This window comes from Tropicimonas sp. IMCC34043 (genome assembly GCF_003390845.1).
Lineage (GTDB): Bacteria > Pseudomonadota > Alphaproteobacteria > Rhodobacterales > Rhodobacteraceae > Tropicimonas.
On record NZ_QMEK01000005.1, the window covers coordinates 92,977 to 104,625 of the forward strand.

Below are 11,649 nucleotides of genomic sequence, written 5' to 3' on the forward strand. Positions count from 1 at the left end.
CTAGATTTGCGGCACCAGTATCAGGGCCAGATCCGGTACCAAAGCCACCAAGAACCAGACACTGATCAGCGCAAACAGATAGGGCACCGTGTATTTCAGCAGTCGGAAGTACGGGACACCGGTCACGCTTGAGGCAACATAGAGGTTCAACCCGTACGGCGGGGTAATAAAGCCTATTGACGCACCAACAAGGAAAATCACCGAGAAATGTATCGGGTCGATACCGACCGTTGCCGCGATCGGCGCCAGGATCGGGGCCAGAATGATCGTGACCGGCAGCGATTCAAGGACCATGCCCGCGACAAAGACAATCGCCATGCTGGTCGCGAGGATCGGATAATAGCCCCCCATCCCGGTGACAAATTCCCCAATCACCTGCTGGGCCCCCAGCAGCGACAGGTTCTGTTGCATCACGACCGAGACACCGATCAGCGGTGCGAGAATGCCGGTGATCTGCGCCGAACGCACGACGACCGAGGGGATCTCGGTCAGTTTGAAGCCCTCGACGACCAGCATGTCGGCATATGTCTTGTCAGCGACGGGCGTGTCGGCATCGTTCTTCATCATCCTGTTCAGCGGATAACAGATCACCCCGACGATCAGACAGAAGCCGACAGTCACACCAGCGGCCTCGGTGGGCGAGAATTTCCCGGTGTAGATGCCCCACAACACCAGACCGATCGCGAAGAACCCCAACCATGCGCCGAAGCCGGTTTTCAGGATCTGGTTCAGGTTCAGCGGGATCAGGTGTCCCCAACCGTTGATGCGGCAGATGATCCAGCAGGCAAACTGCATGGCAACGACCATGAGCATGCCGGGCAGGATACCGGCGATGAACAGATCGGAAATCGACAGGTTCATCAGATAGCCATAGACGATGAAGATGATCGACGGCGGGATGATGATGCCCACGGTGCCGCCAGCCGCAGCCGTTGCCGCCGAAAACCGTTCGTCATAGCCGCCCTTGACCATTTCCGGGTGCAGCATCGACCCGATGGTGGCCGTGGTGGCCGAATTCGAGCCCGAGATTGCCGCGAACAGGCCGCAGGCGCCGATCGCCGCCATCGCAAGTCCGCCGCGCATCCAGCCAAGGCAGGAATAGGCAAAATCCGACAGGCGCTTCGCGATGCCGGATTTGTTGATCAGATCCCCGGTCAGGATGAACAACGGCATCGCGAGCAAGGCAAAGCCATCGGTGAAGACATCGGACAGGGCCGAGCCCACATTATCCAGCGTCTGTCCAAGGACAAAGGTCGTTCCAACCACCCAATAGGCAATGATCAGGAAAACCGGGACCCCGAGCATGAACAGGAACGTGACGCCGAGCGAAATGATGGTGATGATGGTGCTGTCGGTCATGATCAATCCGCTCCGATCACGGTGGGCCTGATCAACTGTTCGCCGCGGCGAAAGTTGGTGAAATCTTCAAGCCAGTTTTCCATGACGCGGCCTGCCATGAGGATAAAGGCGATGGGAACGGTGACCAGATACCACCACTGCATGAAATTGTCGGTCCCGGCGAGGATCTGAAAGTTCGAGGCCGAGTTCACGGTGACCCGCGTGCCCGTGACCACGACGATGACACAGAATCCCAGCCACAGAACCGCATCCAGCGACAGGCACAGCATTTGCAGGCTGCGCGGCATGGCATTGCGAAATTCGGCAAAGGCCAGATGGGTGCGAAGCCGGATATTGTAGGAACATCCGAACCAGGTCATCACCAGAAACAGGACTGGCGGAAGTGTCGTGGACCAGGGCGCCTGAACCGAAAAGGCAAAGCGGCGGATCACCTCGACAAAGATGATGATCGCAATCGCGAGGTAGGTGTAGACCATCACGCTGCGTTCGAAATGCCGGTCGATCAGCGGAAACCTGCTGTAAAGCACCGATACGATCAGGCCCCCCAGCACAGTCGCGAGGGTACCGACGACCCAGACTCCCTGGGTGGATAGTGATTTGCTGATTGTCCAGGCGTCTCCGCTGCCGAAGGCGGACAATATTCCAATGACATCTGACCATAGCGACATGGTCATCTCCTCCGTGGTGGGACCGCCCCCGCAACGGCGGGGCCTCCGGTCAATGTTCGCAAGTTGACCGGCCACCCCGAAAAAACGGGGCGGACCGGATGAGCCATCGGCTGTCTGTCAGCCCTTCCACCAGCGGCGCGGTTCGACGTTTTCGGCCCGAGTGTCGAGCGGGATCTGGCGCGCGATGTCATAGATTTCCTGATAGGTGTCGATCCCGCCGGCCCAGGCGTTCAGGCGCTCGCGCCACTGTTCCCAAAGCTGCGGCTGGTATTGCGGCGAACACATTTCTTCGGCGATCTTGATCTCGCTGTCGGGCAGGAAGGCGCAGCGCACGTTGTCCTGGACGAACATGGTGTCGGGCAGCTGCGGGTCTGAAAAGCCGACCGTATTGACCAGCGCCGCCTCGTTGGCGCCCTGCACGTGAACCTGGGCCCAATAGGCAGATTCCATCACGGCGTCCTGAAGGTAGCCCTCGAGGCTGTTGAAGACCTTGGTCGACATCGAGGTATGTTCGGTGCCGCAGAAGAATTTCAGGTCGACGGATTGGGACACCACGGGCGTCATCCCCGCATAGGCCACCGCAGAGGCCCAGGTTTCGGCGCCGTCGATCAGACCCTGGCGCAGACCGTCCAGAGTTTCCTCCCAGGCGACCGGCACCGGGTTGAGGTTGAGCGCCTGCATCGCGATGCGGCCAAGTTGGGTTCCGGTCACCCGGTTCTTGGTTCCGAACAGCTGTTCCACCTTGGTGACGGTCGGCTGCTTGTCCCATTTCATGCCCATTTGCAGGCCGCGCAGTTCACAATGCGAGAACAGGAATTTCAGTCCGTGGCGCTCTTCCAGGGGGTCGCGCAGGATGCGCTGCGAGTCGGGGCTGTACAGGAAATGGTACTGCGACGCCCGGGTCGGGAACATGTAGGCATAGTCCAGAACGTTCAGATAGGGCGCCGCACCGGCTGAGTTCTGGGTCGAGGCGGCATAGATGTCGACGATGCCGAGCTGGGTCTTTTCCACACAGCTTGTCTGACCGCAGATCTGGTTGTCGCCGATGAACTCGATGCGGATCTCGCCGTCGGTCCGACCCTCGAGATCGCGGGCGAATTCCAGCGCCCCCATGCGTTCGATCAACAGGTTACGGGAGTTGAAGCCAGACGCGCCGAATTTGAGCGTGTGCTTGGCCGGCTTGGAAAAGCGGCGGTCATAGGTCGATTCCGCTGCCCTTGCCAGACTGGCGATGCTCATCGCGCCGCCAAAGCTGCTGGCTGCCAGCAAAGTCGAGCTCATGCCGTATTGCCCTGCCAGCTTGAACAGGTCCCGTCTGTTGATCCGGCTCAGTTTCTCTCCGACACCCATGAGGTTCCTCCCTTTATGGTGTTTATTTTTTTGATACTTGTGGTCTCATTATTAGTCACTTATTGAAATATCACGCAAGGTAAAAGATTCACCGCTCAAGACGCCAGCTCAGGAGGAGGATGCGATGGGAATGACCGAGGCGGACTATGTGGTCATAGGCGCAGGCTCGTCCGGGTGTGTTCTGGCAAATCGCCTGAGCGCCGATCCCAGGGTGAAGGTCGTCCTGCTCGAAGCGGGAGGCCGCGACTGGAACCCCTGGATCCACATCCCGGTCGGCTACTTCAAGACCATCCACAATCCGAACGTCGACTGGTGTTATCAGACAGAACCCGACCCCGGTCTGAACGGCCGGTCGATCGAATGGCCGCGCGGCAAGGTTCTGGGCGGGTCATCCTCACTGAACGGGTTGCTCTATGTGCGCGGGCAGCCGCAGGATTACGACCGCTGGCGGCAGATGGGCAACACCGGCTGGGGCTGGGACGACGTGCTGCCGCTGTTCAAACGGGCCGAGCGGAACGAACGCGGCGCAGACGAGTTTCACGGCGATCAGGGGCCTCTCTCGGTCTCGAACATGCGCATCCAGCGCCCGATCACCGATGCCTGGGTCGCCGCCGCACAGGGCGCGGGGTACAAATTCAACCCCGACTACAATGGCGCCGATCAGGAAGGCGTCGGTTTTTTCCAGCTGACCTCGAAGAACGGGCGGCGGTGCAGTGCCGCGGTTGCCTATCTGAACCCGGTCCGCTCGCGCGACAACCTGCGGATCGTCACCCGCGCGCAGGTCGAACGGATCGTGATCGAAGACAAACGCGCCACCGCCGTGACCTATACCGACCGCAGCGGCACGGTGCAGACCGTCCGCGCCAACCGCGAGATCATCCTGTCGGGCGGCGCGATCAACTCACCGCAACTGTTGATGCTGTCGGGGATTGGCGAGGCCGAGCAACTTGCCCGCCACGGCATACCCGTGCAGCAGGATCTCTATGGCGTCGGCAAGGGCCTGCAGGACCATTTGCAGGCGCGTCTCGTCTATAAATGCAAGGAACCAACCCTGAACGACGAGGTGTCATCGCTCTATGGGCAGGTCCGGATCGGGTTGAAATACCTGATGTTCCGCGCGGGTCCGATGACCATGGCAGCCAGTCTGGCGACCGGATTCCTGAAGACCAACGAGGATCTCGAGACCCCTGACATCCAGTTCCACGTTCAGCCGCTGTCGGCGGAAAACCCCGGCAAGGGGGCTGACAAGTTCTCGGCATTCACCATGTCGGTCTGCCAGCTGCGCCCGGAAAGCCGGGGCGAGATCCGGCTGGCCAGCGGCGATCCCCGCGCCTATCCGAAGATCATTCCAAACTACCTGTCCACGGAAACCGACTGCCGCACCATCGTCGCCGGCGTGAACATCGCGCGCAGGATCGCCCGCCATGCCCCGCTGAACACCAAGATTTCCGAGGAATACCGCCCGCACCCGGGTCTCGACATGAACGACTATGACGCGACGCTCGACTGGGCGCGCAACAACACCGCTTCGATCTATCACCCGACAGGGACCTGCAGGATGGGTCAGGGCAAGACCGCGGTCGTCGACGAGCGTCTGCGCGTCCACGGCATTCGCGGCCTGCGGGTGGCGGATTGCTCGATCATGCCGGAAATCGTCTCGGGCAACACCAACGCGCCGGCGATCATGATCGGCGAAAAGGCGAGCGACCTGATCATCGCCGACCGCAACCAGCCGATCTGATCCCTTTCAACCTGACAACACACCATTCGCTTTGTGGAGGAGCCCCCAATGAAAATGACGACAGAAGAGGCCTTTGTTAAGGTTCTGCAGATGCATGGCATCGACAATGCCTTTGGTATCATCGGGTCTGCAATGATGCCGATCTCGGACCTTTTTCCGGCCGCGGGGATCAAGTTCTGGGATTGTGCCCATGAAACCTCGGGCGGCATGATTGCCGACGGCTACACCCGCGCCAGCGGCAAGATGAGCATGGCGATCGCGCAGAACGGCCCCGGCATCACCAACTTCGTCACGCCGATCAAGACCGCCTACTGGAACCACACGCCGATGCTGCTGGTGACGCCTCAGGCGGCCAACAAGACCATCGGTCAGGGCGGTTTTCAGGAAATCGAGCAGATGAAGCTGTTCGAGGACATGGTCTGCTATCAGGAAGAGGTTCGCGACCCCTCCCGCATGGCCGAGGTGCTGAACCGCGTGATCGAGAAGGCATGGCGCGGATGTGCGCCGGCGCAGATCAACGTTCCGCGCGATTTCTGGACGCAAGTGATCGACATCGAGCTGCCGCAGATCATTCGGCTCGAGCGCCCGCAGGGCGGCACCGAGGCCGTCAGGGAAGCGGCGAGGCTGCTGTCCGAGGCAAAGTTCCCCGTCATCCTGAACGGCGCGGGGGTCATCCTGTCGGGCGGCATCGACGCCTCTGTCAGGCTTGCCGAGGCGCTCGATGCGCCGGTGGCCTGCGGCTATCAGCACAACGATGCCTTCCCGGGCTCCCACCCTCTGGCGGTCGGTCCGCTGGGCTACAACGGCTCCAAGGCGGCGATGGAACTGATCCGGCAGGCCGACGTCGTTCTGGCGCTTGGCAACCGCCTGAACCCGTTCAGCACCCTGCCGGGGTACGGCATCAACTACTGGCCGCAAGACGCCCGGATCATCCAGGTCGACATCAACTCTGACCGCATCGGTCTAACCAAGAAGGTCGACGTGGCCATTCAGGGCGACGCAAAGCTGGTGGCCGAGCAATTGCTGGCACAACTCGCCGATGGCGCGGGCGACGCCGGCCGCAAGGAGCGCAAGGATCTGATCGCGCTGACCAAATCGCGTTGGGCGCAAGAGCTGTCCTCGATCGACCACGAGGACGACACCGATGAAGGCGTGACCTGGAACGAGCGTGCGCGAAATCGCCAGCCCAAACATATGTCGCCCCGTCAGGCCTGGCGCGCCATCATGTCTGCCATGCCGAAAGACGCCATCGTGTCTTCGGACATCGGCAACAACTGTGCCATCGGCAACGCCTATCCGTCGTTCGAGCAAGGCCGCAAATATCTGGCGCCGGGTCTCTTCGGCCCCTGCGGCTATGGCTTGCCGGCCATCCTCGGCGCCAAGATCGGTTGCCCGGATGTGCCGGTGGTGGGCTTTGCCGGTGACGGGGCCTTCGGCATTTCCATGAACGAAATGACGTCCTGCGGCCGTGGCGACTGGCCTGCGATCACCATGATCGTCTTCCGCAACTATCAGTGGGGCGCCGAAAAGCGGAACACCACGCTGTGGTTCGATGACAACTTCGTCGGCACCGAACTGAACGAGGGCGTCAACTATGCGGAAATCGCCAACGGCTGCGGCCTCAAGGGTGTTCAGGTGACCACGATGGAGCAACTGACGGACGTGCTGAACACGGCCATCGAAGAGCAGATGAAGGACAACGTCACCACCTTCATCGAGGTGGTTCTCAACCAGGAACTGGGTGAGCCGTTCCGCCGCGACGCGATGAAAAAGCCCGTGAGCGTTGCCGGGATCGACGCCTCGGACATGCGCCAGCAGCAGATCGGCTGATGGCCACGAAACCGAGGGGGGCCTGTGTCAGCGTCTCCCTCGCATTTCCTGACCCCGCCACCGTGGCGGGGCACGCCATCACCTGTTTGCACCGCCCGGCGTCAAGCATCTGGCGCACGGTCAAGGCGGCCCTGTCCGATGCCCGGTCCGCGCCAGTTCGTTTCGGCAACGAACGGCAGGCCGGGCACCCCCGGCATTCCCCCCTCCCCTGAATTCCCGGAGCCTTGCCATGAAACCTCTGCAAATCCTGCTGGCAAATGCCGCGAGGTCGGATCGCAAGATCGCGCTCAGCGAAGGCACCGACCCGCGGGTGATCGAGGCCGCGGTCATGGCCCGCCAGCAAAGGGTCGCCCGCATCGCGCTGGTGGGAAGTACCGCAGAGATCGCAGCCGGGCTGGCAGCGGCGGGTGGTGCCGCGCTGGACGGGATCGAAATTCACGACCCCACCGCGACGCCGCTGGCCCGGCCGATGGCGGATCGCTATCTGGCGCTGCGCAAGCATAAAGGTGCCACAGCCGAAACCGCCGCCGCCGCGATCCGGAACCCCCATGTCTTTGCCGCCCTTCTTGTCCGTATGGGGCTGGCCGATGGCACCGTCGGCGGTGCCGCAACCACCACGGCGGAGATCGTGCGCACGGCAATCCAGACGATAGGCAAAGCGCCGGACGCAAAGCTCGTCTCCAGCTTTTTCCTGATGCTGTTCTGCAAGGATCACCACGAAACAAAGGGCGCGCATGTCTTTGCGGATGCCGGACTGGTCATCGACCCGGACGCCCGTGAAATGGCCGAAATTGCCTGCGCCTCGGCGGCGTCCTTCAAACAACTGGTGGGCGAGACGCCACGCGTTGCCATGCTGTCGTTTTCCACACGCGGCAGTGCCAGCCATGAAAAGGTGTCAAAGGTCGTGCAGGCCACCCGACTGGTGCGCGAAATGGCCCCGGACATGATCGTCGATGGCGAGATTCAGTTCGATGCCGCCTTTGTGCCCGAGGTGGCCAGATCGAAGGCCGCCGATTCCGCGCTGGGAGGCGCTGCCAATGTCTTTGTCTTTCCCAACCTCGATTCGGGCAATATCGCCTACAAGGTTGCGCAGCGCGTTGGCGGGGCCGTGGCAATCGGGCCGATCCTGCAGGGGCTGGCCAAACCCGCAAACGATCTGTCGCGTGGCTGCAGCGCCGAAGATGTCCTGCACATAATCGCGGTGACCGCCGCACAGGTGGGCTAGAACGCCCCGACGCAATCCTTCGCACGCGACCCAACCTCGCGCCAGAAAATCTGCCTGCATTCCAGAGGCATAGACTGTCGCCTTTCCATCAGGCCCTGATGCCGGGACCGCCCAGTGCCGACGCGCGGCGGATCACGGCTTTGCCGGCGGAATGACGGATTCCCGTTCGACAAGCGCGCATTCCAGCTTGATCGGATTGCGGGTGACGGCAAGGCCGTCGGGGCCGTCGAACGCCTGTTCGACCGCCCAGCGACCCATCGCCCGGCTTGGCAGGATCAGCGAGGTCAATGGTGGCGACATGTGGCGGGCAACTTCGGTGTCGTCATATCCGACAACCGAGATGTCCTCGGGGATCCTCCGCCCCATCTCCTTCAACGCCTCGTAGCAGCCGATCGCCATGCGGTCGTTCTGACAGAAGATCGCCGTCGGCGGCAGGTCGAGCGCCATCAACGCGCGCGTGCCCCGGTATCCCGCACTGGGGGACCAGTCTCCCTCGACCACCAGTTCGGGGGCAAAGGGGATGTCGGCGGTCGCAAGCGCGTTGCGATAGCCCTGCAGACGATCCTGCGCCGCCTCCATGAAGATCTCGCCGGTGATGGTCCCGATCCGGCGGTGCCCGGCATCGAGAAGCGCATTGGTCGCCCTGTGCCCGCCCGCGATCTCGCCCGGCACGACTGCCGGCAGGGCGCCATCGCGGGAATAGCAGTTCAGCATCACGACCGGGATCGAGGTTTCGCGCAGCGCATTCGGGATCTCGACCACGCGCGTGAAGATGCAGGTATAGATGATCGCCCGAACTTCCATCTCGATGAACATCTCGACGGTCCGCGGCTCCAGCATCGGATCGTTGTCGGTCTCGGCCACCAGAACGATGGCATCCATCTGGCGGGCGATCTGGCGTACCCCGTCGAACATGACGATGCCCTCGGGGCTGGTCGAGATATTGTCGATCACCAGCGCGATCGTGCCTTCGCCACTGCTCCGGTTCCGCCGCTGTCCCGACATCTGCGCAGGCTTGTAGTCGAGGTCCCTTGCGACCTGCAGCACCCGCTGGCGCGTCGGCTCGGAAATATTGGCAGAGGTGTTTCCGTTCAGGACAAACGAGACCGTCGATTGCGAACATCCCGCCACGCGGGCGATGTCCTGCATGGTAACGCGCTGCGTGCCCGATACCTTTCCCACCCCCGACTTTTCGCCCTGAGATTTCATCCGATCCTCGCCTGGCATCCGCCCTGTTTAGTCTTCCGCCCGGCGCGTTCAAGTGGCGGCGCCCCCCTTGCCGCGCTGTCGTCGCCCCGCCGCGCGTCAGGTGACGGCAAGGACCCGCGCCGCGGGGAAACCTGCCGCGATCGCCCCGCTCCAGTCCTCGACCTTCTCAGCCGGCACCAGAGCGACGATCGAGCCGCCAAAGCCGCCGCCGGTCTGGCGCGCGCCGAGCGCGCCGAGGGCAAGTGCCGCCTCGACAAGGGCATCGGTCTCGGCAACCGTGATCTCGTAGTCGTCGCGCTCGGACGCGTGGCTTTCGATCATCAGCCGGCCGAAAGCCGCGGCGTCGCCCGCTGTCAGGGCGGCAAGCCCGTCAAGCGCACAGCGATTGTCGGTGACGATATGGCGGGCGCGGCGGTTCAGTGGCGCGGGCAAGGCAGCGATCCGGTCCATGTCCTCGGGTCCAAGGTCGCTCAGCATCCCGACCCCCAGCGCTGCACAGGCGGCATGGCATTCGGCCACGCGCGTCGCATAGCCGTCTTCGGTCAACTGGTGGCTGACACCGGAATGGACGATGACGAACCGGTGCCCGGGCAACGAGGGGGCGGGCGTATAGTCGAGCGTGCGGGTGTTGAGAAACAGCACCTTGCCCGGTTCGCCGACCGAGGATGCAAACTGGTCCATGATCCCGCAGGGCATCCCGACAAAGTCGTTTTCGACCGCGCGCGCCTTGATCGCGGTTTCGACCGGGCTCAACACCTTGCCGAACAGCGCATTCGCGGCGCGCAGGCTCGCGACCTCGAGCGCCGCCGAGCTCGACAGCCCCGCCCCCATGGGCAGCGTTGTGATAAGCGCAAGCCGCACGCCGGTCTCGGCGACCTCCTCGGCCACGACCGCCTTCAGGCAGCCAAGGACATAGTCCGACCACCGCCGCTCGGCCCCGTCGGTGATGGCGCGGGTCTCGGCATCGTGGAAGGTGTCGGAATAGGCTTCGATGACGCCCGGGGCCGATCCGCGCCCCATGGCGATGGCAACCCCCATGTCCCGCAACGCCATCGGCAGCACATAGCCCCCGTTATAGTCCGTATGCTCGCCCAACAGGTTGACCCGCCCGGGCGCGGCAACGACGGTCTCGGGGGCTTCCCCGAACCGCGCCTCGAAGGCGGCCGCAACCGCCTGCAATTGTTCGGCTTCGGTCATGCGCCACTCCCCTGCCGCAGGGCGTCCTTGTAATGCACCTCTGAAAGATCCCGCAGTCGCGCTGCGGCCGTCTCAGCGGTCAGATCCCGCTGCGCCTCGGCCAGCATCTCGTAGCCGACCATGAACTTGCGCACCGAGGCCGACCGCAGCAGCGGCGGATAGAAATGCGCATGAAGCTGCCAGTGCCCCCACCGACCCGGCCGCGTCGGTGCCCCGTGCCAGCCCATGGTATAGGGGAACTCGGTCTCGAACAGGTTGTCATAGCGGGTGCAGAGCGATTTGAGCACCTCGGCCAGCGCGTCCCGCTCGCTTGCGGTCAGATCGGGCAGCCGCAGCACCCGGCGTTTCGGCAGCACCAGCGTCTCGAACGGCCAGACCGCCCACCATGGCACGACGACGATCCAGTCGTCGTTCTCGACGACGACCCGCTCGCGCTTTTCGGCCTCGGCCAAAGCATAGTCCAGCAACAGGACGCGCCCGGTCTCCTGCATATGGCGGGCCTGGCAGGCGTCTTCGCGGGCAACTTCGTTCGGCAGGAAATTCGAGGCCCAGACCTGGCCGTGGGGATGAGGCTGCGAACAGCCCATGACAGCGCCCTTGTTCTCGAACACCGCAACCCAATCGTATCTCGCGCCCAGTTCCTCGACCTGCGCCGCCCAGGTATCGACGATCAGGCGGATCGAGCCGAGGTGCAACTCTGGCAGGGTCAGGTCGTGGCGTTCCGAGAAACAGATGACACGGGCGGTGCCGCGGACGTTCTGCGCCCGGAACAGCGGATCGCCGGTCGTGCCGCCATCGGGGCTGTCGGACAACAGCGCCGGGAAGTCGTTGTCGAAGACAAAGGTTCCCTTGTAGTCGGGGTTTGTCGCCCCCGAGTTCCGGGTGTTGCCGGCACACAGATAGCAGCCCGGATCGTGCCGTGGCTTGTCGTCCAGCACGGGTTCTTCCTGGCGTCCCTGCCAGGGCCGCTTGTTGCGATGGGGCGAGACCAGCACCCATTCGCCTGTCAGCGGGTTAAAGCGACGGTGCGGCGCATCGCTGGAAGCAGTTTCTGTGGCCATGTCCACGCG

At 63.0% G+C, this 11,649-nt stretch carries 9 protein-coding genes; 3 read left to right on the forward strand and 6 right to left on the reverse strand.

What is annotated here, in order from left to right:
• From DQG17_RS16710 to DQG17_RS16720, 3 genes are all read right to left on the reverse strand, one after another.
• Window positions 1-1,359 carry a TRAP transporter large permease gene (locus DQG17_RS16710; protein ID WP_116134019.1) on the reverse strand — a complete coding sequence of 453 codons (1,359 nt, stop codon included), beginning with the start codon at window positions 1,357-1,359 and terminating at the stop codon, window positions 1-3.
• Between the two features lie 2 nt (window positions 1,360-1,361).
• A complete protein-coding gene (locus DQG17_RS16715) occupies window positions 1,362-2,027 on the reverse strand; it encodes a TRAP transporter small permease (RefSeq protein WP_116134020.1) in 666 nt (221 codons plus the stop codon).
• Window positions 2,028-2,144: 117 nt separating this feature from the next.
• Window positions 2,145-3,377 (reverse strand): TRAP transporter substrate-binding protein, encoded by a 1,233-nt coding sequence (locus tag DQG17_RS16720; RefSeq protein WP_116134021.1) that lies wholly within the window; start codon window positions 3,375-3,377, stop codon window positions 2,145-2,147.
• Between the two features lie 130 nt (window positions 3,378-3,507).
• Here DQG17_RS16720 and DQG17_RS16725 point away from each other — a divergent pair, with 130 nt between their 5' ends.
• The 3 genes from DQG17_RS16725 (at window position 3,508) to pta (ending at window position 8,173) form a co-directional block, all read left to right on the forward strand.
• Window positions 3,508-5,118, forward strand: coding sequence for a GMC family oxidoreductase (locus DQG17_RS16725; RefSeq protein ID WP_369908074.1), 1,611 nt, complete (start codon window positions 3,508-3,510; stop codon window positions 5,116-5,118).
• Between the two features lie 48 nt (window positions 5,119-5,166).
• On the forward strand, window positions 5,167-6,948 hold the full coding sequence (xsc, locus tag DQG17_RS16730) for a sulfoacetaldehyde acetyltransferase (protein ID WP_116134023.1): 1,782 nt from the start codon (window positions 5,167-5,169) through the stop codon (window positions 6,946-6,948).
• Between the two features lie 229 nt (window positions 6,949-7,177).
• Window positions 7,178-8,173 carry a phosphate acetyltransferase gene (pta, locus tag DQG17_RS16735; RefSeq protein WP_116134024.1) on the forward strand — a complete coding sequence of 332 codons (996 nt, stop codon included), beginning with the start codon at window positions 7,178-7,180 and terminating at the stop codon, window positions 8,171-8,173.
• Window positions 8,174-8,305: 132 nt separating this feature from the next.
• On the opposite strand, the gene DQG17_RS16740 is transcribed toward pta, so the two are convergent.
• The 3 genes from DQG17_RS16740 to DQG17_RS16750 all read right to left on the reverse strand — a co-directional run bounded on the left by DQG17_RS16740 (window position 8,306) and on the right by DQG17_RS16750 (window position 11,640).
• Window positions 8,306-9,382 carry a LacI family DNA-binding transcriptional regulator gene (locus DQG17_RS16740; RefSeq protein ID WP_116134025.1) on the reverse strand — a complete coding sequence of 359 codons (1,077 nt, stop codon included), beginning with the start codon at window positions 9,380-9,382 and terminating at the stop codon, window positions 8,306-8,308.
• Window positions 9,383-9,478: 96 nt separating this feature from the next.
• On the reverse strand, window positions 9,479-10,579 hold the full coding sequence (gene galK / locus DQG17_RS16745) for a galactokinase (protein WP_116134026.1): 1,101 nt from the start codon (window positions 10,577-10,579) through the stop codon (window positions 9,479-9,481).
• Entirely contained in the window at window positions 10,576-11,640 is a 1,065-nt protein-coding gene (locus DQG17_RS16750; RefSeq protein WP_116134027.1) for a UDP-glucose--hexose-1-phosphate uridylyltransferase, read from the reverse strand. The genes galK and DQG17_RS16750 overlap by 4 nt, the downstream gene beginning before the upstream one ends.
• Between the last annotated feature and the right edge of the window lie 9 nt (window positions 11,641-11,649).

Coding starts and splice junctions, on each gene's coding strand:
- DQG17_RS16710 (WP_116134019.1), bottom strand. CDS start 1,359: ATGACCGACAGCACCATCATCACCATCATTTCGCTCGGCGTCACGTTC.
- DQG17_RS16715 (WP_116134020.1), bottom strand. CDS start 2,027: ATGTCGCTATGGTCAGATGTCATTGGAATATTGTCCGCCTTCGGCAGC.
- DQG17_RS16720 (WP_116134021.1), bottom strand. CDS start 3,377: ATGGGTGTCGGAGAGAAACTGAGCCGGATCAACAGACGGGACCTGTTC.
- DQG17_RS16725 (WP_369908074.1), top strand. CDS start 3,508: ATGACCGAGGCGGACTATGTGGTCATAGGCGCAGGCTCGTCCGGGTGT.
- xsc (WP_116134023.1), top strand. CDS start 5,167: ATGAAAATGACGACAGAAGAGGCCTTTGTTAAGGTTCTGCAGATGCAT.
- pta (WP_116134024.1), top strand. CDS start 7,178: ATGAAACCTCTGCAAATCCTGCTGGCAAATGCCGCGAGGTCGGATCGC.
- DQG17_RS16740 (WP_116134025.1), bottom strand. CDS start 9,382: ATGAAATCTCAGGGCGAAAAGTCGGGGGTGGGAAAGGTATCGGGCACG.
- galK (WP_116134026.1), bottom strand. CDS start 10,579: ATGACCGAAGCCGAACAATTGCAGGCGGTTGCGGCCGCCTTCGAGGCG.
- DQG17_RS16750 (WP_116134027.1), bottom strand. CDS start 11,640: ATGGCCACAGAAACTGCTTCCAGCGATGCGCCGCACCGTCGCTTTAAC.